Raw genomic sequence first — 21,477 nt, 5'->3', positions numbered from 1 at the left:
ATGCAGAGATCTGGAGGCAGAGAATGCAGCTGAGGCTGTGAAAATATGCGGCCCTGCGGTTTTCTGCGCCTATCTGTATACATAATTTATGCACAGGGGTGTGGAAAACTCAGATTGTGGATAAGGTAAAGGAGAGCGGCAATGGGCAGAGAAATTGTTTGTAACGTCATTAAAAGAAGCGGTCAGGAAGTGCCGTTTGACCAGACGAAGATCGTCTGCGCGGTCAGCAAGGCCAATAAGGAAGTGGACCGCATCCATCAGATGAGCCAGTACCAGATCGAAGCCGTTGCGGAAAATGTAACGCAGCAGGTGGAGAAGATGCAGCGCGCAATCAATGTAGAAGAAATTCAGGACATGGTCGAAAAAGGCATCATGGAAATGCGTGCCTTCGAGGTTGCGCAGAAATACGTCCGCTACCGTTACCGCCGTTCCCTGGCGCGCAAGGCCAACACCACAGACGACGAAATCCTGTCCCTGATCGAGCAGGCCAACGAAGAAGTCAAGCAGGAGAATTCCAATAAGAACCCGGTGATCAATTCCACACAGAGAGACTACATGGCCGGCGAAGTCAGCAAAGACCTTTCCCGCCGTGTTCTGCTGCCGGAGGAAATCGTCAGAGCACATAATGAAGGAATCATCCACTTCCATGATATGGACTACTATGCACAGAAGGAACATAACTGTGACCTGATCAATCTGGAAGACATGTTGCAGAACGGAACCGTCATCAGCGAGACGATGATCGAGAAGCCGCACAGCTTTTACACCGCCTGCAACATCACCACACAGATCATCGCTCAGGTTGCGTCCAACCAGTACGGCGGACAGTCCTTCACTCTGTCCCATCTGGCACCTTTCGTCGACGTCAGCAGAAAGAAGCTGCGCAAGCTTGTCATTCAGGAGTTTAAAGATACCGGTGTTAGCGTTGACGACAAGGTTATCGACGACATCACGGAAATGCGCCTGAAGAAAGAAATCAAAGACGGAATCCAGACGATCCAGTACCAGCTGATCACCCTGATGACCTGCAACGGACAGGCTCCGTTCGTCACCATGTTCATGTATCTGGACGAGGTTCCGGAAGGACGCACCAGAGACGACCTGGCTATGATGATTGAAGAAGTTCTGCGCCAGCGCATGCAGGGCGTCAAGAACGAGAAGGGCGTATGGATCACTCCGGCATTCCCGAAGCTGATCTACGTTCTGGATGAGGATAACATCCACGAGGATTCCCAATACTTCTATCTGACAAAACTCGCCGCAGAGTGCACCGCCAAGAGAATGGTTCCGGATTACATCTCCGCCAAGATCATGAAACAGCTGAAGGACGGCAATGTCTACACCTGCATGGGATGCCGCTCCTTCCTGACCGTTGAAGATTCCCAGCGCAACCCGGACGGCAGCCATAAATTCTACGGCCGCTTCAACCAGGGTGTTGTCACCATCAACCTGGTCGACGCAGCATGTTCCTCTGACGGCGACATGGACAAGTTCTGGAAGATTCTGGACGAGCGTCTGGAACTCTGCCACCGCGCTCTGCGCTGCCGCCACGAGAGACTGAAGGGAACCGTTTCCGACGTTGCCCCGATCCTCTGGCAGAACGGAGCCCTGGCCCGCCTGAAGAAGGGTGAGACCATCGACAAGCTCCTGTACGGCGGATATTCCACAATTTCCCTGGGCTATGCAGGACTTTGCGAGATGTGCTGGAGAATGATCGGAAAGAGCAATACCTCTGAAGAGGGACGTGAATTCTGCCTGAAAGTCATGCAGAAGCTGAATGACAAGTGTAAAGAGTGGAGAGCCGCAGAGAACATCGCCTACTCCGTTTACGGAACCCCGATGGAATCCACAACCTACAAGTTCGCAAAGTGCCTGCAGAGAAGATTCGGCATCATCCCGCACGTCACCGATAAGAACTACATCACCAACAGCTACCACGTACACGTCACCGAGCCGATCGACGCCTTCCACAAGCTGAAGTTCGAATCCGAATTCCAGAAGCTGTCCCCGGGCGGAGCCATCAGCTACGTTGAAGTTCCGAACCTGCAGGACAATATCCCGGCCGTCATCACCGTCATGCAGTACATCTACGACAACATCATGTACGCCGAGCTGAACACCAAGAGCGACTACTGCGAAGAATGCGGCTACGACGGCGAGATCAAGATCGTCGAAGATGAGAGCGGCAAGCTCGTCTGGGAGTGCCCGAACTGCGGAAACCGCGACCAGAATAAGATGTCCGTTGCCCGCCGCACCTGCGGATACATCGGAACCCAGTTCTGGAACCAGGGCAGGACGCAGGAGATCAAGGATCGTGTAATGCATCTGTAAAGCAGAATGCAAGATGGTCTGCAAACATAAAAAGCGAAAAAGAGGTCATGGGCCGCTGTGTGAATGGGGACATTCATGCAGCGGCTCTTTTTATATATTCTTTTTAAAATAGAACTTGCTGCAGAAGATAGCTGTATTCTGAAAATATAGCGCGTCTGTTTCGACAAAATGTAACTGTGCAAGATCTTAGTTGACAATATCGAACATCGATATTATAGTGGAGATACAAAGAGATATCGATATTCGATATAAAGGAAATGTGAAGCGAAATAAACAGGAAGGGGAGGAGAGCGTGGCGAGGTCGAAGTTCCAGACGCTGACGGAGCAGATGTTCTACATTCTCCTCTGCTTTCAGGAAGAGTGTTTCGGAATGGAAGTCATGAAGAAGGTCAGTGAAATGACGGGCGGCAGGGTGAATGTCGGTCCGGGGACACTGTACAATCTTCTGGAACAGTTCACGAACGCTGACATGATTGAACAGACCCGGACAGAGGGACGGAGACGCTGCTACCTCCTGACAGAAACGGGAAGAGAAGCCCTTCAGGAAGAGTATGAACGGCTGAAATGCCAGATTCACGATTACGAGCTGTACATCAAGAGCTAGTTTTCGGTCTGCTTTTTCCTGAAAGTCCTGAATAACGGGATATAAGGCAGGCTGACTGGATGGATCTGTCGTATAATGACGTAAGTAAATGACTGCCGGCGGACAAATAACAATTTTCAAGAAAGCTGTCCCCTTGGCCGGTAATGTTTTGTCCGCGGAGAAAATTAAGAGAAAGAAGGCATATTGATGAAAGTACTGTTATTAAATGGAAGTCCGCATACGCAGGGATGCACGGCACGCGCGCTTCAGGAAGTGGAGAAGACGCTGAATGAGCAGGGCCTGGAGACGGAAGTGATTCAGGTCGGAAATAAGGATATACGCGGATGCACTGCCTGTGGAAAATGCGAAACTCTGGGGAAATGTATTTTCGATGACCTGGTGAATGAAACTGCAGAGAAATTGAGGGATGCGGACGGCCTGGTTGTCGGAAGTCCGGTTTACTATGCCTCTCCGAACGGCACGATTCTGTCCTTCCTGGACCGGCTGTTCTACAGTGCGGATTTTTCCATGCATATGAAGGTTGGTGCGGCAGTGGTCAGCTGCAGACGCGGGGGAGCAACGGCTTCTTTCGATGTGCTGAATAAGTATTTCTCTATCGCAGGAATGCCAATCGCCACCAGCACCTACTGGAATCAGGTTCATGGATTTACTGCAGAGGACGTCGAAAAGGACCTGGAAGGCCTGCAGACCATGCGGAATTTAGGAAGAAATATGGCGCATCTGATCCGTCTTATTCATATGGAGAAAGAGCAGGGGGGATGTCCGGCTGAGGAAACGGAGTATTTCACAAGCTTTGCGGATGGAAAATAACGGATGAATCGTTACTGACTGTGCCGCCCGGTCTGGCGTAAGGAGAGGTGTCCAATGAAACAGTTTATCGAGTTGATGGCGTTTCCGTTTTATGATCACAGCAGCATGGAAACACATTTTACCGCTAAAGCAGAATCCGGCTGGCGCGTTGATGGAATTGGGCTGACGATCCATTATCGCCGTGCAGAGCCTGCCAGGGTGAAATATGCGATTACTTATGTAGATGACAGCAGGCAGTGGTCGCCTCCAACCGGAAGTGAACTACGCTTTCAGGAATTCTGTGAAGAGGCAGGATGGGAGCTTGTCGCAGAAAATAAAAAGATAAAGGTTTTCTGTAATGAGGACCCAGATGCTGTTCCGCTGGAAACCGATCCGCTGGTGCAGGTAAATAACATTTCCATCTGTGCTGTCGGGTATAAAATGGGATGGATGATTTCGTTTTTCGTATGCATGGTTTTGGGTTTGATAAACGTAAAGCAGCTGATGGCCAGCAAATCACTGCTCAAACGTTCGGATACGCTGGCCTTATGTGCTATATGGCTGTTTGCTGCAGCAATCAATGCAGATACATTGCTTACCTATATACACTGGGAACGTCAGGCGAGGAGGAATGCGGAAAATCAGATCTTTACGCCGACGTGGTCGCATCATAAATTACAGTTATGGGGATTGTCGCTGTTCTGGTGCGCTGTGCAGGTCTATCTGTTTTTTAGAAGCGGCGGAGGATTCTATGGGGCTGCCTGGGTTTTGATCGGTCTTCTCTGCTTTGGACCTGTTTTTTCACAAACGACAGCTAATTTCAAGCTGAGGAGGAAGGGTGTTTCCGGACCGGTTAACTGGTTCCTGAGTTATGGATGGTTTGCAGCAGTATTGATTGCACTTATTGTGATCTTCACAATCATGGATGCCAGAATAGCATAATTTTATTCGTTACTGGAAGGAAAAGAAAGATGTCTGATAAACATAAGCGTATACGTTCAATTATAGGTCTTTGCATTCTCGCAGCCCTTGCCGCTGCACTGATTGTGAATATGTTTGTGTCCTCCGGGGAGCATTCGCAGGAGCCGGCAGACAAAAGCAGAAGCGCAAGTGCGGCATCCATGAAGAACTGGGTCAGATGCCAGAAACAGGGCATGGACCTGCGTGATAAACTAGGCTATGAAAGCGCGTATACGTATATGTATACCTACGCGCAGGAGCAGGAAAAAATGTTCGGAAAGAGTCGGAAAAGCGCCTGGGCGAAAGCGCAGACAACGATGATCAGCCAGAGAGCCCTGCTGTCCTATGCGAAATCACAGGGAATCCGCTGGACAAAAAGCGACATCAACGCCTATATCAAGAGGCAGATCGCCTCAGGCCGGAAAGCGAAAAGTTATAAGAAAATCAATAAAGCCTGCAGGGAGGCAGGAATCAACTTTTCCGATATCTACTGGAAAAGCCGGGAGACCTATACATTCGACTATGTGACAGACAAGCTGTATAAGCAGGAACAGAAACAGTTCCAGAAGAGAAAGAAAGGCGGAAACTGGAATCATCAGTGGAAAAAGATCCAGGATACGGCGCTTCAGGAATATAAGTCTCGCTCCGGGTATGCCCGCGAAGAAAAGCTGTATCAGGCATGCAGGAAAGTTTATCTGAGTAAAGACAGGCGGAATGCTGTGCTGATAAAGGAAAGAATCAGCAAATATCCGCAGGACAGGCTGGACTGAGATATAGAAGCAGTATACATCAAAAAACAATGAATAACTAATAATATATGTTTTCAGCTGCGCTATTCAGTGTATAATAGTAGAAACGAAGGGAGGTGGTCCTGATGACCAGAAAATCCAACCATTACCTTCCGATCACGGGTGCGCTCTGTATTCTATCACTGGCCATGCTGTTCAGTCTGCGTGGGCCTCTGAATCAGAGCATTGCGAATTTCCAGCCGGATAAACTGCTGGTGCTGCTTTATGGATTCCTTGCAAAGCCGCTTTTTGTCTTCTGTCTGAGTACAGTAATTGCGATTGCGATACTGAAAAGGCGGAATTATCAGATAAAAACAGCTGCTGCAAGGGTAATCCGCATCATTCTCTATGCTGCACTCGCCGCCTACCTTCTGATTATTATCAGCTGGCTTGGCGGGCTGTTTGCGAGAACAACGGCGTATATTACCCCGTTTAAGGTAATTGACTCCGGAATTCCGTTCATTGCAGCAGGAGTACTCTCCGCAGCATTATCCGCTTCAGGAAAACGCTCAGAAGTATAGCATCCGGAAACCTTGGGGAGCCGGTTCAGGCTCCTCTTTTTGTGCTTCGTATCCCTGAAGAAATCGGCCCTTTACATAAATTTTATCCAATTTTCTTATTTTCATTGACGGAAGATTCTGAGGGTGGTAGATTAAGGGTAGATGTGAGCAGTCGCTCACAAGTCTGGTGAATAATTTACAGGGCATAAGACTGCAGCCTGAAAAGAAAATTCAGAATAAAAAGAGAACAAGCAAGTGTTGAATCAGGGAGGTAAGGAAATGGCATATAACGGTTACGCGATTGATGAGTATCTCGATGCAGATGCGGTTACGAAGCAGCTGGATGAGCTGATCAGAAAGCCTGTTTATACGATTCGTAAAGGCGCACTGAGAAACTATGTGGACAACTATTTTGAGAAGAAATGCACGAAGTCGAAGGCAATGATCACTGAGGCGAAAACGGTGATCCCAGGCGGCGTGCAGCATAATCTGGCCTTCAATTACCCTTTCCCGATCGTGATCACGAAGGCTGAAGGTGCCAAGCTCTATGACATCGACGGAAATGAGTATTATGATCTGCTTCAGGCAGGCGGCCCGACGATTCTGGGAAGCAATGACCCGGTTGTCCGGGAGCATGTGATCGATCTTCTGAACACATGCGGCCCGTCTACCGGACTTTTCCATGAATATGAGTACAAGCTGGCGAAGAAAATCTCTGATATGGTTCCGAGCGTTGAGATGTTCCGTATGCTTGGTTCTGGTACAGAAGGCTGCATGGTCGCGGCCCGTATCGCCCGTCTGGCAACGAAGAAGAAGAACATCCTGAAGATGGGCGGTGCTTATCACGGCTGGTCCGATCAGCTGGCATACGGTATCCGGGTTCCGGGGACAAAAGGTCTCATGTCCAAGGGCGTGCCTGGATTTGTCTTTAAGCACACCGATGAATTTTTCCCGAACGATCTGGAAGATCTGGAGCGTCACCTGAAGAAAAATCAGCTGACGGGCGGCACCGCAGCAGTATTCATCGAACCGATCGGCCCGGAGAGCGGAACCCGTCCGGTTTCGAAGGAATTCGTAAAGGGCTGCGAAAGACTGGCTCACCGCTACGGAGCGCTTCTGGTCTGCGATGAAGTTGTTTCCGGTTTCCGTATCGGTCCGGGAGGAGCGCAGGGCTACTACGGAATTGATCCGGACTTGACCGTATTCGGAAAGATTATCGCCGGCGGTTATCCGGGAGCCGGCGGTGTCGGCGGACACCGGGACGTCATGGCTCACCTGGGCGCCGGACTCGACTCCTCCGGAAAGAAAGTTTCCAAGGCCCTCTGCGGCGGAACGATGGCTGCAACTCCGGTCAGCTGTGTAGCCGGTTACTACACCTTATGCGAAATCGAGAAGAGGAATGCCTGCGAAGTTGCAGGAAGAATGGGCGACCGCCTGACAAAGGGCCTGCAGAAATCCATTAAGAAATACAATCTGCCGTTTGTTGCTTTCAATATCGGCTCTGTCTGCCACCTGGATAATGCAGGCACCATGCACTTTGCCATTGACTGGACCAAGCCTTGGCAGATTCCGCATATCCTGAAAGAGACCAGCATCCGCCAGAAAGAAATGGAGCATATGGGGGCCGCTTACATGGCAGAAGGCATCGTTACACTTGCCGGAACCCGTCTTTACACGAGTGCCGCTTACACAGAAGAAATGATCGACGATGTCATCGCCCGTTTTGATAAAGTGCTGAGCCAGTGCGGACCAATGGAAGCGTAGAGGAGGAAGGCAGAAATGAGTTATACGGAAGAAGAAGCCAGGCGGCTTGTCATCGAGGCGGGACACCGTCTGCTGAAGGAAGGGCTGACCGCCAGAACCTGGGGAAATATCAGCGCCCGGATTTCAGAGAAAGAATTCATTATCACACCAAGCGGCATGGCCTATGAAACTCTGCTGCCGGAAGAACTGGTCCGGGTCAGAATCGAGGACTGCAGTTATGACGGAGAGATCAAGCCGTCCAGCGAGAAGTGGATCCACGCAGATGCCTACCGTCTGCGTCCGGATGTGAATTTCCTTATCCACACCCACCAGCCTTGTGCTTCTGCGGTCAGTGTCATGGGAAAGGCTGTTCCGGTCAGCGATCCGGCTGCGGCAGAACTTCTGGGCCATTCGATTCCCTGCGCGGGTTATGGCATTTCCTCAACCCAGAAACTGCGCCGTCAGGTAGAGAAGGTGGTGAAGCAGTATCCAAGCCGCAGCGTTTTTCTGATGAGAAGCCACGGCGCCTTTATTCTGGCCGCTGATGAGGATGAGGCCTTCCATAAGGCACAGCTGCTGGAGGATGCCTGCCGGGAGGAACTCCGCTGGGCAGGCGGAAAAGAACCGTTTTTCAAGCGCTTCCACTGTCATCAGCCTTATCAGATTCCAGACTATGGCAGCAGCTTCAGAAGCGGGGACAAAATGAACATCCTGGTAAATGGCACAGCAAGGGAATACCGGATCGGTGACCTGCCGGAAGATGCCGGCCCTGCCGCACGGATGCATGAAGGCATTTATCAGAATGATCCGGATCTGACCTGCATTCTGCATGACCAGTCTGAGGACATCACCGCATACAGCGCGGCAGGCATCTCCCTTCCGCCATATCTTGACGACCTGGCCCAGGTAGCGGGCCCGGATATCAAATGCCTGCACTTGACGGAGATGAAGGCCGGGCCTGTTGTCCGCGCGCTGCGCGGCAGAAACGCCGTTCTTCTCTCTTATGGCGGGGCGCTGGTTACCGGCGTGACAAAAGAAGATGCGGAGGCCGTCGGTATGATTCTGGATAAGGCCTGCAAGGCTGCGATCTACGATTCGGCCTGCAGCCGGATTCCGTGCCACGCCCTGATGAAAGCAGACGCGCTGCTGCAGCGCTGTTTTTACCTGAACAGTTATTCAAAGAGGATCGGACAGGCGGATGAAGAGACTGACGGAGAGTAAGCAGAAAGAAATTATCCAGACGGGAATTGCAGAGTTTGCAAAACTGGGTTACGACCGCGCAAACATCAATGTCATTGCGAAGAAGGCCGGGATCAGCGTCGGCGTGCTCTATAAATATTACGAGAGTAAAGAAGCGTTTTTCCTGGCCTGTGTGAGGAAGAGCCTGGAAACCCTGCATCAGCTGCTGGATCCGGAAGGCTTTAAAGGACTTAAGCCGGATGAAATTGCAGAGAAGCTTGTCCGGGCAGCTGTGGATTTTTCCAGAGACAGCCGGGATGAAATACTTCTCTATCACCAGATTACCAATTGGGAGAAAGGTGAAAAAACAAGAAAGCTGGCCCGGGAAATCGAAGGAGATTCTTCTTCTGTTTACGTACAGATGATGCGCGGCTTTCAGGAAAAGGGCATGCTGCGTTCCGATGTGAAAGCGGAATATCTGGCCATGTTCTTTGATAATCTTCTGATGATGCTGCAGTTTTCCGGAAGCTGTACCTATTATGACGAGCGCTGGCGGCTTTACTGTGGAAAGACAGACAGAGAAGAGCTGGCCTCGCAGATGATCAGGATGCTGACAGGATTTTTCCGGGAGCCGGATGAAAAGAAAAATCCATCGTCCGGCGATGCTGATCCCGGTTCTTCAGAAAAGAAAAACGGCCTGCCTGATCATAAAGAGTGAAGTGATGCGACAATAATCTGATACACGGGAGGTGTGAAATGGCGAAGATATTAGCATTCGATGTGGGCACCACCGGAGTGAAAACCTGTATCGTAGAAGCCGGAAGTACATTGAAACTGCTGGCCGGGGTAAGCGCGGGATATCATCTGTATCTGTTCCCGGACGGCGGAGCGGAGCAGGATCAGGACGAATGGTGGGATGCCATGTGCAGAACAAGCCGCGAAGTTCTGGAACAGACGGGAACAAAACCGGATGAGATCGTTGGTATTTCTTTCTGTTCGCAGATGCAGGGGCTGGTGCTGGTGGACCGGGAAGGAAAACCGGTCCGCCGGCCGATGAGTTATATGGACCAGCGGGCAAAGGAAGAAATCCGGGAAGGGATGCAGAAGGGCATCTGTGTTGCAGGAGGAAATGTTTTCCGCCTGCTCCGGTGTATCCGGACAACAGGTGCGGCTCCCCTCAGCGTAAAGGATCCGGTCTGGAAATATAAATGGGTAGAGAAACATGAACCGGAAAACTTCCGCCGCGTCTATAAATGGCTGGATGTCAAGGAAAGCCTGATTGCAAGAGCGACGGGAAAATTCGTCATGACCAGGGATTCCGCTTTTTCCACGATGATTTATGACACCCGGAAAGGTCACGAAGGCTGGAGCAGGGAACTCTGCAGGATGTTCGGTGTAAACATGGATCATCTTCCAGAAATCATTGAATGCCAGGATAAGGCCGGGATGCTGCAGGAAGGCCCTGCGGAAGAATTGGGACTTCAGGCAGGAACCCCGGTTTTCGGCGGAGGCGGCGATGCGACCCTGATCGGAGTCGGCGCCGGAGCGGTGGGACTTGGAGATACGCATATCTACCAGGGAACCAGCGGATGGGTAGAAACCGTTACCAATAAACAGACCGTCGATGCTTTTTCCATGATTGCCGCGATTGTCGGAGCAGAAAAAGACCGCTTTAATTATTTTGCGGAGATGGAAACGGCAGGAAAATGCCTGGACTGGGTAAAACAGCATCTGGCTCTGGATGAAATCGGCATCTACCTGGAGAAACACGATGTAACAGAGGGAAGAGATGCCGTCTGCAGCAGTCTGTTTACCTATCTGACGGAAACAATCAAGAAGGCACAGCCGGGTTCCGGCGGTGTAATTTTCACTCCCTGGCTTCATGGAAACCGATGTCCGTTTGAAGATCCCTCTTCCGCAGGCATGTTTTTCAACATCCACCTGGAAACCGGAAAAACAGAACTGATCCGTTCCGTCATTGAAGGAATCTGCTTCCACCTGAAATGGATGCTGGAGTGTGCGGATAAGAAGGTGAAATCTTCTCAAAATATCCGTTTTGTAGGTGGCGGAGCGCTCTCCCCGGTGACTTGTCAGATTCTTGCTGATATACTGGGAAGAAGAATTGAGACCGTTCCCGGCCCTCAGGATGTGGGTTCGGTGGGCGCTGCGGCAGTGGCCTGTCAGGGCCTCGGCTATTTTGATCGTCTGGAAGATGTCCGGAAAATGATTCCCGTCATGCATACTTACGAACCGACAGAAGATCCGGAAATCAGGAAAATCTACGACCGGAATTACGGGGTGTTCAAAAAACTCTATGCAGATAACCGGAAAAATTTTTCACAGCTGAATGGGTTTATGGAAGGAGAGCTGTGATGAGTAAAATTAACAGTAAAAAAGAAGCCGTGCGATCGATCAAGTTTTTCTTATTCTCGATTTCCGCAGGCGTGATTGAACTTGGTGTTTTTGCTTTGTTAGAAACAATAACAGACTGGCCTTACTGGCCCCGCTATCTGATCGCCCTGATCTGTTCTGTCCTGTGGAATTTCACGCTGAACCGGCGCTATACCTTTAAATCAGCGAACAATGTGCCGATTGCAATGCTGAAGGTAGCATTGTTCTACTGCGTGTTCACACCGGTTACAACGATTACGGGAAATTATCTGGCAGAAAGCTGCGGCTGGAACGATTACCTGGTAACAATTCTGAATATGCTCTGTAATTTTATTACAGAATTTCTGTACGACCGCTTCTTCGTGTTCGGAAAAACACTGGACACCAATGCGCTTGCCCAGAAGGAAAGAGAAAAGGCAGCGGTCAGAAAGGAGGAAGGATAAAAAGTGGGAGAAACAATGAGCGAACTGAAAGAAATTATTTCCCGTCAGAAAGCCTTCTTTAACAGTAACCGGACCAAGCCGGCCGATTTTCGAATCCGGATGTTGAGAAAGCTTGACAAAGCTGTCCGGGCCAATGAAAAACAGCTGTTTTCTGCCCTTCGTCACGATCTGGGAAAATCAGAGGCAGAAAGCTATATGACAGAAATTTCCATTGCTTACGGGGAAATCCGGGAAGCCATCCGGAAAGTCAGATGGTGGAGCCTGCCAAAACCGGTCCTGGACTCGGTCGGAACCTTTCCGTCCCGGAGTTTCGTGTATCCGGAGCCTTACGGTACTGCGCTGATTATTACACCGTGGAATTACCCGGTCAACCTGTCCCTGGCTCCGCTGACGGCGGCGATTGCGGCCGGGAACTGTGCAGTTCTGAAGTGTTCCCGTCAGAGCAGCAGGACTTCTCAGGTCCTTCACAACATCATTAATCATACCTTCCCTGACTACTATATTTACTGTACAGAGATGGACATCGATTATGACGTACTGCTGGATCAGAACTACGACTATATGTTCTTTACCGGAAGCCCGGGAGTGGGAAAAACTGTCATGAAGGCGGCCAGTAAACATCTGACGCCTGTTTCCCTGGAACTGGGCGGAAAAAGTCCCTGCATCATTGATGAAACTGCCGACCTGAAACTGACAGCAAAACGGGTTGCCTGGGGAAAGCTTCTGAATGCCGGGCAGACCTGCATCGCCGTGGACTATGTACTGGTGCAGAATCAGGTGAAAGAGTCTTTTATCCATGCTCTGGAAGAGGAATTTGACAGAAGATACCCGGATCCTCTGCAGAATGACAGTTATCCCTGCATCATCAACCGGGAAAGCTATGACCGCCTGATCCATCTGATCGGAAGTGAGGAGAAGGTAATCGGCGGCGAGGCCAGCCTGGAGAAGCATAAGATCGCGCCGGCGATTTTCCCCGACGCAGATTACGATCATGAAATCATGAAAAGGGAAATTTTCGGCCCGCTTCTGCCGGTGATCGGATACGACCATTTCGACCAGGCCCTCAGCGAAGTGAAGACAAGGGAGAAACCGCTTGCCTGCTACGTATTCACCCGGGACAAAAAGCGAGCGGACAAGGTGATACGGGAACTGTCTTCCGGCGGAGTCTGTGTGAATGACGTCATCATGCATAACGCCAACGGCCATCTGCCTTTCGGCGGCGTCGGAAACAGCGGCATGGGCGCCTACCACGGAAAGTATGGATTCGATGCCTTCAGTCATAAGAAAGCTGTCCTGAAGAGCGTCACCCTGCTCGACCTGCCTTTCCGCTATCCGCCTTTCGATGAACACAAACTGAAACTCCTGAAAAAGCTGCTTTAAGTGAAAGTATTAATAGCAGCAGCCTGACTTTATCTCGCTCTGGAACATGAAAACCAGAAGCGGGATTTTTGCTGTAATTTTACAGATCTTGAGAACATATGTTCTTTACAGTGGATGAGTTCTGTGCTATAATGAAAACTCAAGATGCATTAAAAGATATTTTCATCGGGAGGAATATATGAACATTCAGCGCGCGATTCTGCATATCATTGACTTTGTATCCGGCGTCTATCTGCCGTCGCAGCATGAGCTGGACACGGGCAGTGAGGTGGTCCGCACCTATCTGGAGACGCATATTGAACGGAGTCAGTCTGAGGCGCGCGCGAATCTTGCGGCCTTTTCCGAGGACAGCAGTTTCAGAAAGCTCATGCAGGATTACCTGGACGGAGCGAAGGATTTCGTTGATTTTACACAGGAAATCGCGGAGAATCTGAAGGCCGCTTTGGAGGTATCCGATGCAGACACTTCTTTTGATCTTCTGGCTGCTGAGTTCACTGATGACGAAGGTCCCCAGCTGGCGCTGCTTCTGCTGGATCACCGGACGGCGTATACGCATGTGGTGGAGCATAATGAAGAGGGAACCACGGCGACCATCATCCGCAATCACGCCATTCTTCCGGGAGAAAAGCAGAAAGCTGCCGCTGCGGCGCTGATTAACAAGTCCACGATGCGCATCCGCTACCGGGACAAGGCGGTGGAAATCAACGGTCAGAAGGTGAATCTTCTGCAGGACGAGATTCTGCAGTGTGAGAAAGAACTGGCCAACCATAATCTTCTGGTCGCGGTCGAGAAAATCACCCGCGATGTAGCGGAGGAGTTCGGACAAAACGCACCGCTTGCGCTCGCAAGGGCAAAAACGTATATTTCGGAGAACGCGGAGTCTACGGACCGGCTGTCGCCGGATGATGTGGGACGGAAAGTGTTTGCGGGATCCCCGCATATGCTGGCCTCATACGATGAAAAGATTCAGGATGCGCAGCTTCCTTCTGAGGCGGTTGTCGATCAGGAGGTCGCGGTAAAGAAGGGCCGAAGCCAGAAAATCAAAACCGATACCGGCATTGAGATTACATTTCCTGCGGAGTATGCCGGAAATGAAGATTTTATTGAGTTCATCAATCAGCCGGACGGAACGATTTCCATTGCGGTAAAAAATATCGGAAAAATTATCAGCCGGCTGTAAATATAGGTATGATGATTTCCTTACACCCAGTTGCAAAAGGCCAGATCTGCCCCCTGGCAGGTTTGTTTTTGTCGTGCGGAAAAAAGCAGAAGGGAGATGTTTATGATATGGGTATGGAATGCATTTCTGTAGAAAACATGAGAAGGAGTGATCAGAATACGATCCGGGAGAAAGTGCCGAGTCTGGAACTGATGAGAAGGGCCGCGGCAGGAATCCGGATGGCAGGGGATTTCAGCACGGATCCGGTTGTGATCTGCGTGGGCTCTGGAAACAACGGAGGCGACGGGTTCGCACTGGCAGAGATTCTGAGAAAGGAAGGAATGGAATGCCGGATTCTGACGGTCAGTGATCACTGGTCTGAAGACAGTCAGTATTATAAAAGAAAAGCGGAGCTTCTGGGCGCGGAAGTAATTCCGTATGAACCGGGAACGGATCAGCTGGACGGAGCGGCGGTCATCGTGGACTGCCTGCTCGGGACCGGTTTTCAGGGGGAAGTCCGCGGTAAATATAAGCAGATGATTGAGGAAATCAATCAGTCGGAGGGCTTCGTCGTCAGCTGCGACATCAACAGCGGAATGAATGGAGACAGCGGACAGGGCAGCCTGATCGTTCACTCTGATCAGACGGTGACGGTCGGATACGTGAAGACCGGCCTGATTACAGAAAACGCAGGGAAATATATGGATCTGCTGACTGTCGCAGACATCGGAATTGATCTGGATCATCCGGAAGATGAGATTATGAGTGAAAAAGTCTGGAAAGAGCTGACGATGCAGAAAACGTCGGAGATAAAGAAGCTGGATGACGGAACGCAGTATCTGGAAAGGGGCGGACACCGCGCATTCAGATGCCCGGAGTGGATAGATGTTGTTCCGGTGGTCAGCCGTTAGAAAAAATAAGTTACTGGTTAAAGAGAAGGTGCACGGACTTCATTCTGATGCACCGGGAAAGATGTTGGTTTAATGGAAAACGAAGAGGATATTTATTATTTTGAAAGAAAAAGCTGCAGTTCTGCAGTTAAAAAATTCATTTTGTTTGCAGCAGTTCTTATTCTGCTCCTGCTTGCTTCCGCGGCAGCCGGGCAGGTTTATGCTGACAGTGCAGACAGCTCGGCCAGTACAGCCGGCAAGACAGCTGCGCCGCAGAAAAAGGTGATTCAGGTCTCGTATAGTCAGGGGCAGAAGGGCATTCAGAAGGCTCTAAACAAGGCCAGAGATCACGCGACGGCAGACAGGCCGTATGAAGTGGTTGTGGCAGCGGGAACGTATAAACTGAATACTGCGCTGCATATCTACTCGAATACAGAACTGACCTGTGAACCGGGTACGGTATTTAAGGAAAAGGTGCGGAATAATCTGCTGAAGGTCGGAAGACCGGGGGTGGATAAAGAGGCACACGGATTCTATTATCAGAATATCACGATCAACGGCGGAATATGGAACCGCTGTAAATTACACGATTCCACCGGAATCAAGATTGCCCACGCCGCCAATGTGACCCTGGAAAATGCGGAACTCTGCAATGCGGAAAACAGTCATCTGGTGGAGACCGCCGGCGTAAACGGATTGTACATCAAGAACTGCCGCTTCCATAATTCCGGCAGAACGAATTACGGAAATCCTGGATATGAATGTGTACAGATCGACATTCTGGCAAAGCAGCATTTTAACGGATACCAGGCGCTGGATTCGGAGATTGACTATGTTTCTAAGAACATTGTCGTAGAAAACTGTAGCTTTGACCATGTGGTGCGCACTGTCGGTTCACATACGGCGGTGATCGGAAGGCCGTTTAAGAACGTCGTGTTTAAGAATAACACAGTGACGAACTGTCAGGATGCCGGTTTTTACATGCGTAATGTGCAGGGACTCCGGATAGTCGGCAATCGTATTCAGAGCAGGGGAACCGGAATTCAGATTTTCAATATGGCCTACACGGCGAACGGATATTATCTTCCAAGGAGAGGATCCCGGGCCTATACGGCGTCGGCGGAGAAGGTAAATGGAGTGATCGCGAAGAATACAATTGTTTCATCCCGGGGAAATGGAATTTATCTGCTCGGCCGCAGGATCCATAAGGCGGTCAGAGGGAATTCCGGAGAGGCTGTGCCAAAAGGCAATTACTACATCGGGAATGTCAAGGTGAAGAATAACGTCATCAAGACCCGTGCGCGTGGGGCTTCGCCGATTCTGGTTACGGATGGACGCAATATATCGATTGCTGCCAATAAAATTGCCGGACCACACAAAAAATCTTCCGCTCTCAGAATAAACGGCGGAAGCAGGGGGGTCCGGATCATAAGAAATGTGATCCGGGTACGCTGATCTGCGGGAAGCGCTGCATCAGACAGAAAAACGGTGAATTGTAAAGAGTAAAAGAGGTGAACCATGATTCAGGATATCGAACCGAAAGTCATGCATAATGAGTTTCTTCATGGAGAAGAAGCGGCTCCGGAGGCGGAAAGCCTGGTATTTATCTTCCGCGGACAGGAAATGTACTGCAGGAAAAAAGAGAATGGGGAATTAGAATTTCCAAGCGTACAGCTGATCGCAGAAGGCTGCCGGGATGATGCAGAGGAGGGCGGAGAAAATGCCGATAAAAAGGTGATTTCAACCTGCCTGGCATCCCGCCTGACCTATCTTTTCAGAATCGATCAGCAGAAGTTTTTCCTGATGGATGCAGAGGACGGTGTGGATTTCTCTGCGGAAGGATTCGGATGGGAATCCTTCCGTCTGCTCAGAAGCGTAAATCCAAAAGATCTGTGTTTTGCCGGAATGACGGCCTGGCATCTTCATGTCTGGTACAGAGATAACCGTTTCTGCGGACGATGCGGAAAACCCGTAGTCCATAAAAAGGCAGAGCGTGCACTGGTCTGCCCGGAATGCGGAAACACGATCTACCCGAAGATTGCTCCTGCCGTCATCGTCGGTGTGATGAACCGCAGTCACGATAAGATGCTGGTCACCCGCTACGCAAACCGTCCATACAGAGGAGATGCTCTGATTGCCGGATTCTGTGAGATCGGAGAGACCGCAGAGGAAACCGTAAAACGTGAGGTCATGGAAGAGGCCGGGATTCATGTCGACCATATCCGGTATTATAAGAGTCAGCCGTGGGGGTTCGACTCTAATCTTCTTCTTGGGTTTTATGCCGAGGCTGATGAGGAGGAAGCGATTCATATGGATGAAACAGAGCTCGCACAGGCGGTCTGGGCGGACAAAAGGGAATTGGACAGAGATGTCAATCTGTCTTTGACGGCAGAAATGATGATGAATTTTAAAGAGAATATGTAGGCGCAGTTTAGGCCTGTGCACAAAATCGTTTGGTCGTGCGGTTCTGTGCGCATTGTTTCCGTTGAAGACTAAATAATTCTTAAAAATTCTGAAATAAATTGAACGCGCAAATCAAGAATGATATATTGAAATCAGAAACAGTCCAGTGAAAAAGTAAAGAATGATGCAAATAAGGGGAGGATGGTGGAATATGGTTAAACTGATCATTTGGCTGATTATTCTCGTGTTAGTTGTTTTACTTGTAGTGTCGAATGTTAGAATAGTACCGCAATCGCACGCATATGTTACAGAATTCTTCGGGAAGTTCAAGGCGGTGTGGGAGGCGGGCCTGCATGTAAAGATTCCGTTCTTTGAGCGTGTGGTTAAGAAGATTTCCCTAAAGGAGCAGGTGCTGGATTTCCCGCCGCAGCCGGTGATCACAAGGGATAATGTTACGATGATGATTGATTCCGTCGTCTTTATGAAGGTGTTCGATCCGAAGCTGTACACATATGGTGTGGAAAACCCGATTTCCGGACTGCAGAATCTGTCTGCCACGACGCTAAGAAACATTATTGGAGACATGGAACTGGACCAGACGCTGACGAGCCGGGATGAGATCAACCGGAGGATGGAGCAGATCCTCGATGAGGCGACAGACCCGTGGGGAATCAAGGTTTCCCGAGTAGAAATTAAAAACATCCAGCCGCCGAAAGAAATTGAAGAGGTCATGACCAAGCAGATGCGTGCAGAGCGTGAACGCCGTCAGACTGTTCTGGAGGCGCAGGCGCATCAGGAAGCGGTTGTCAGCCGCGCCGAGGGAGACAAAAAGGCGAAAATCCTTAGTGCAGAGGCAGAAAGGGATGCGCAGATTGCACTCGCAGAAGGCCGTTCCCGTTCGATTAAAATGGTTTATCAGGCAGAAGCAGAAGGTCTGGAAGCCCTGAAAAATGCTAATGTCAGTGAGACAGTCCTTCGTCTGAAAGGCCTGGAGGCTCTGAAAGATGTCTCCGACGGACGCGCAACTAAGATCTTTATGCCTTCAGATATTACAGAATTGGTCTCTACACTGGGAACAGCTGCAGAGGCAATGGGGGTCGGCGATTCTATTCCGGTTGATCACATGCCGAAGAAGAAGCCGCAGGTTCCAAAAGATCCCTGTATAACGCCGGAAACAGGGAAAGGAGGAGTAGAAGCATCTGAGACTTCAAGGAAAATCATCGCCGATGTCGAGGACAATGAGCAGAGCCTTGACGGAGATGAATAATCATAAACATTACGGCGAAATTCTGGAGTTTTCGGATCCGGGGTGCAGAGTCAGTGAACGCAGGCATCTGTAAACAGCAATGTTTTATGAACAGCATCCGGAAAGATATTGGAATGTGCGAAGTTCGTTTAGCATAACTTCACCAATTGTTCATCTTAATTCGTGGATTCACCACAGTAATTTGCTATAGTAATAACTGTCAAAGGGAAGTGCCGATCCCCGAGACAGTGATAAATTTAAATCATAAACTCTCTTTTTCATGAAACATTGCAGGGAAAAGGCCAGCCGCGAGGCTGGCCTTTTCCTTGTGCCTGGATAAAATGATTGAAATTGAAATGCATAATGAATAATTTAGTATACGGTATACTAAAACGGCGTGAGACGCATTGCTATAACCTGGTTAGTGGGCTGAATCCCGGCAGATTTTCCGAATCACTGTTGATTGCAGTCGGAAAACTCTCCATATAAGGTCTTTTTCCGACTCTCGATTTTCACTGTCAGAATTATCGAGGAATATGCAGTAATTCCGACAGCGGACTGGCATGATTATATGTAATGCAACAATGATTGAATGAGTATACTGTATACGCCACCGCCACATTTCTCTTTTATTAAATACTGGTATTTCTATTTACACCACTCAAGGACTTAACGTTGTTGTATTGTCTGACGGATAGACAATAGAAAAACTTCCCTGCGCCCTCTGGCGCAGGGAAGTTACATATCAAGCTGTAAATCCAGCTTCAAAATCCATCAGATATCAGGATCTGTGAAGCTGCAATATGCTATTAAACTAAAACTCTGTTACGAGGTCCAGTGTGTACTCTTCGTTCTGCTTCTTGCAGACTTCGATGAATTTATCAAGAGGAACGTTCTGAACCTGCTTGTTGGAACCTCTGAGGTTGATGGAAACGGTGTTCTCGGATGCTTCCTTGTCTCCGACAACCAGGATGTACGGATCCTTGTAGTTCTTATAGTTCTTGATCTTCTCACGCATGTTCTTGTCGGTGTAGTCTGCCTCTACGCGGATTCCGGCATCAGTCAGGGCAGATACGACTTTCTTTGCGTAGTCGTTGTGCTCCTGGCGGATTGGAACTACAGCAACCTGATACGGATTCAGCCAGAACGGGAATGCGCCCTTGAAGTTCTCGGTCAGGATTCCGATGAAACGCTCAACGGAACCGAAGATTGCACGGTGCAGCATAACCGGCATCTTCTGAACGCCGTCTTCGTCTGTGTACTTGCAGTCGAAGTTCAGCGGCAGCTGGAAGTCGAGCTGGATGGTACCCATCTGCCACTCTCTTCCCAGAGCGTCGGTCATCTTCAGGTCGATCTTAGGACCGTAGAATGCGCCGTCGCCTTCGTTGATCTCGTAATTTCCTTCTCCGTAAACTTTGTCGAGGATGGCTTTCAGATCAGCTTCTGCGCGGTTCCATGTCTCGATATCGCCCATGAAGTCGTCCGGACGTGTGGACAGCTCAGCCTTATAGGTCAGGCCGAAGGTGCCGTAGATCTTCTCGGCGATGCTCATGATGTCTGCGATTTCGTCACCGATCTGGTCTTCCTTCAGCAGGATGTGTGCATCGTCCTGACGGAACATCTGTACACGGAAGAGTCCGTTCAGTTCTCCGGACTTCTCTCTTCTGTGAATAACGTCTGTCTGGCTGATTCTGAACGGCAGATCCTTATAGCTTCTGACGTCTCTCTTGTAAACCAGAATTGCGTTCGGGCAGTTCATCGGCTTGCAGGCAAATACGCGGTCTCCCTCGTTTCCTGCCGGGATGATGAACATGTTCTGTACGTAGTGGCCCCAGTGACCGGAAGTCTCCCAGATCTCTTTTCCGCTGATGACCGGTCCGGAAATCTCCATGTAGTCATGCGCGTCGTGGATCTTTCTCCAGAATGCCATCAGGGCATTGAACAGCTTCCAGCCTCTCGGCAGCCAGAACGGCATTCCCGGTGCACTTGGATCGAACATGAAGAGGTCCAGCTGCTTGCCGAGCTTCTTGTGGTCGCGCTCCATCGCTTCTCTGATGAGCTTCTTATGCTCTTTCAGCTCCTGCTTGCTTGGGAATGCGTAAACATAGATTCTCTGCAGCTGCTCTCTGTTCTCGTCGCCTCTCCAGTAAGAACCGGAAGAAGACTTGATTTCGAAAGCAACGTTCAGAAGTTCAGCGGAATTGTCGACGTGCGGGCCTGTGCACAGGTCAACGTAATCGTCTCCGGTATAGTAAATGGTGATCTTCTCATCCTCTGGAAGATCCTCGATGAGTTCTGTCTTGAATTTCTGGTCCTTGAAGATCTCCAGAGCTTCTTCTCTGCTGACCTCCTTGCGGGTCCAGTCTTCCTTTCTCTTCAGAATCTCATGCATTTTATCTTCGATGGTTTTGAAATCGTCATTCGTGATCGTTCGCGGAAGCACGAAATCGTAATAGAAACCGTCCGCAATCTGCGGTCCGATCGCGTACTGTACGTTTTCTTTGCCAAAGATCTCAATAACGGCCTTTGCAAGAATGTGTGCCATTGAATGGCGATAAACCTGTAAGAATTGTTCCTTTTCCATAAGTTAACCCCTAACATTTTGTAGATTTTGTTTCTATAGCTAATTATTATACGTTAGAGACCTTGAAATGTAAAGGGATTGGCAGAA

The 21,477-nt window shown here is 49.8% G+C and carries 18 protein-coding genes; 17 read left to right on the top strand and 1 reads right to left on the bottom strand.

Annotated features, from left to right (window positions below; translation table 11 throughout):
- Window positions 1-141 precede the first annotated feature (141 nt).
- The 17 genes from nrdD (at window position 142) to ACI77B_RS10095 (ending at window position 18,827) form a co-directional block, all read left to right on the top strand.
- The gene (gene nrdD / locus ACI77B_RS10175; RefSeq protein ID WP_409336702.1) at window positions 142-2,331 is read left to right on the top strand and encodes an anaerobic ribonucleoside-triphosphate reductase; all 2,190 of its coding nucleotides are present in this window, start codon (window positions 142-144) and stop codon (window positions 2,329-2,331) included.
- A 292-nt stretch (window positions 2,332-2,623) separates the two neighbouring features.
- Complete coding sequence (locus ACI77B_RS10170; protein ID WP_409336701.1) at window positions 2,624-2,935, top strand: PadR family transcriptional regulator; 312 nt, start codon at window positions 2,624-2,626, stop codon at window positions 2,933-2,935.
- Window positions 2,936-3,121: 186 nt separating this feature from the next.
- Window positions 3,122-3,745 (top strand): flavodoxin family protein, encoded by a 624-nt coding sequence (locus ACI77B_RS10165; RefSeq protein WP_409336700.1) that lies wholly within the window; start codon window positions 3,122-3,124, stop codon window positions 3,743-3,745.
- Between the two features lie 54 nt (window positions 3,746-3,799).
- A complete protein-coding gene (locus ACI77B_RS10160) occupies window positions 3,800-4,666 on the top strand; it encodes a DUF2812 domain-containing protein (protein WP_409336699.1) in 867 nt (288 codons plus the stop codon).
- 29 nt (window positions 4,667-4,695) lie between these two features.
- Window positions 4,696-5,454, top strand: a complete 759-nt coding sequence (locus ACI77B_RS10155) for a hypothetical protein (protein WP_409336698.1) — start codon at window positions 4,696-4,698, stop codon at window positions 5,452-5,454.
- A 104-nt stretch (window positions 5,455-5,558) separates the two neighbouring features.
- A complete protein-coding gene (locus tag ACI77B_RS10150) occupies window positions 5,559-5,993 on the top strand; it encodes a hypothetical protein (RefSeq protein ID WP_409336697.1) in 435 nt (144 codons plus the stop codon).
- Window positions 5,994-6,251: 258 nt separating this feature from the next.
- Window positions 6,252-7,736, top strand: coding sequence for an aspartate aminotransferase family protein (locus tag ACI77B_RS10145; RefSeq protein ID WP_409336696.1), 1,485 nt, complete (start codon window positions 6,252-6,254; stop codon window positions 7,734-7,736).
- Between the two features lie 15 nt (window positions 7,737-7,751).
- Window positions 7,752-8,936, top strand: a complete 1,185-nt coding sequence (locus tag ACI77B_RS10140; protein WP_409336695.1) for a class II aldolase/adducin family protein — start codon at window positions 7,752-7,754, stop codon at window positions 8,934-8,936.
- A complete protein-coding gene (locus ACI77B_RS10135) occupies window positions 8,914-9,612 on the top strand; it encodes a TetR/AcrR family transcriptional regulator (protein ID WP_409336694.1) in 699 nt (232 codons plus the stop codon). Before ACI77B_RS10140 ends, ACI77B_RS10135 begins: the two co-directional genes overlap by 23 nt.
- Before the next feature lie 38 nt (window positions 9,613-9,650).
- Window positions 9,651-11,267, top strand: a complete 1,617-nt coding sequence (locus ACI77B_RS10130; RefSeq protein WP_409336693.1) for a xylulokinase — start codon at window positions 9,651-9,653, stop codon at window positions 11,265-11,267.
- Entirely contained in the window at window positions 11,267-11,728 is a 462-nt protein-coding gene (locus ACI77B_RS10125) for a GtrA family protein (RefSeq protein WP_409336692.1), read from the top strand. The genes ACI77B_RS10130 and ACI77B_RS10125 overlap by 1 nt, the downstream gene beginning before the upstream one ends.
- Window positions 11,729-11,731: 3 nt before the next feature.
- Window positions 11,732-13,108 (top strand): aldehyde dehydrogenase, encoded by a 1,377-nt coding sequence (locus ACI77B_RS10120; protein WP_409336691.1) that lies wholly within the window; start codon window positions 11,732-11,734, stop codon window positions 13,106-13,108.
- Window positions 13,109-13,286: 178 nt separating this feature from the next.
- On the top strand, window positions 13,287-14,288 hold the full coding sequence (locus ACI77B_RS10115; RefSeq protein WP_409336690.1) for a nucleoid-associated protein: 1,002 nt from the start codon (window positions 13,287-13,289) through the stop codon (window positions 14,286-14,288).
- A 107-nt stretch (window positions 14,289-14,395) separates the two neighbouring features.
- Entirely contained in the window at window positions 14,396-15,178 is a 783-nt protein-coding gene (locus ACI77B_RS10110; protein WP_409336689.1) for an NAD(P)H-hydrate epimerase, read from the top strand.
- A 72-nt stretch (window positions 15,179-15,250) separates the two neighbouring features.
- On the top strand, window positions 15,251-16,612 hold the full coding sequence (locus ACI77B_RS10105; RefSeq protein WP_409336688.1) for a right-handed parallel beta-helix repeat-containing protein: 1,362 nt from the start codon (window positions 15,251-15,253) through the stop codon (window positions 16,610-16,612).
- A gap of 63 nt (window positions 16,613-16,675) precedes the next feature.
- Entirely contained in the window at window positions 16,676-17,581 is a 906-nt protein-coding gene (gene nudC, locus ACI77B_RS10100; RefSeq protein WP_409336687.1) for an NAD(+) diphosphatase, read from the top strand.
- 160 nt (window positions 17,582-17,741) lie between these two features.
- The gene (locus tag ACI77B_RS10095; RefSeq protein WP_409336686.1) at window positions 17,742-18,827 is read left to right on the top strand and encodes an SPFH domain-containing protein; all 1,086 of its coding nucleotides are present in this window, start codon (window positions 17,742-17,744) and stop codon (window positions 18,825-18,827) included.
- Between the two features lie 793 nt (window positions 18,828-19,620).
- On the opposite strand, the gene thrS is transcribed toward ACI77B_RS10095, so the two are convergent.
- Window positions 19,621-21,390 (bottom strand): threonine--tRNA ligase, encoded by a 1,770-nt coding sequence (gene thrS, locus ACI77B_RS10090; protein WP_409336685.1) that lies wholly within the window; start codon window positions 21,388-21,390, stop codon window positions 19,621-19,623.
- Between the last annotated feature and the right edge of the window lie 87 nt (window positions 21,391-21,477).

It is taken from the genome of Eubacterium sp. F2 (assembly GCF_046244355.1).
Taxonomy (GTDB): Bacteria; Bacillota; Clostridia; order Peptostreptococcales; family Anaerovoracaceae; genus Aminicella.
This window is presented reverse-complemented; position numbering and strand designations above follow the sequence as displayed.

Bases quoted from the DNA above. Each gene is read 5' to 3' on its own strand.
- nrdD (WP_409336702.1), top strand. From the start codon at position 142: ATGGGCAGAGAAATTGTTTGTAACGTCATTAAAAGAAGCGGTCAGGAA.
- ACI77B_RS10165 (WP_409336700.1), top strand. From the start codon at position 3,122: ATGAAAGTACTGTTATTAAATGGAAGTCCGCATACGCAGGGATGCACG.
- ACI77B_RS10160 (WP_409336699.1), top strand. From the start codon at position 3,800: ATGAAACAGTTTATCGAGTTGATGGCGTTTCCGTTTTATGATCACAGC.
- ACI77B_RS10155 (WP_409336698.1), top strand. From the start codon at position 4,696: ATGTCTGATAAACATAAGCGTATACGTTCAATTATAGGTCTTTGCATT.
- ACI77B_RS10150 (WP_409336697.1), top strand. From the start codon at position 5,559: ATGACCAGAAAATCCAACCATTACCTTCCGATCACGGGTGCGCTCTGT.
- ACI77B_RS10145 (WP_409336696.1), top strand. From the start codon at position 6,252: ATGGCATATAACGGTTACGCGATTGATGAGTATCTCGATGCAGATGCG.
- ACI77B_RS10140 (WP_409336695.1), top strand. From the start codon at position 7,752: ATGAGTTATACGGAAGAAGAAGCCAGGCGGCTTGTCATCGAGGCGGGA.
- ACI77B_RS10135 (WP_409336694.1), top strand. From the start codon at position 8,914: ATGAAGAGACTGACGGAGAGTAAGCAGAAAGAAATTATCCAGACGGGA.
- ACI77B_RS10130 (WP_409336693.1), top strand. From the start codon at position 9,651: ATGGCGAAGATATTAGCATTCGATGTGGGCACCACCGGAGTGAAAACC.
- ACI77B_RS10125 (WP_409336692.1), top strand. From the start codon at position 11,267: ATGAGTAAAATTAACAGTAAAAAAGAAGCCGTGCGATCGATCAAGTTT.
- ACI77B_RS10115 (WP_409336690.1), top strand. From the start codon at position 13,287: ATGAACATTCAGCGCGCGATTCTGCATATCATTGACTTTGTATCCGGC.
- ACI77B_RS10110 (WP_409336689.1), top strand. From the start codon at position 14,396: ATGGGTATGGAATGCATTTCTGTAGAAAACATGAGAAGGAGTGATCAG.
- ACI77B_RS10105 (WP_409336688.1), top strand. From the start codon at position 15,251: ATGGAAAACGAAGAGGATATTTATTATTTTGAAAGAAAAAGCTGCAGT.
- nudC (WP_409336687.1), top strand. From the start codon at position 16,676: ATGATTCAGGATATCGAACCGAAAGTCATGCATAATGAGTTTCTTCAT.
- ACI77B_RS10095 (WP_409336686.1), top strand. From the start codon at position 17,742: ATGATGCAAATAAGGGGAGGATGGTGGAATATGGTTAAACTGATCATT.
- thrS (WP_409336685.1), bottom strand. From the start codon at position 21,390: ATGGAAAAGGAACAATTCTTACAGGTTTATCGCCATTCAATGGCACAC.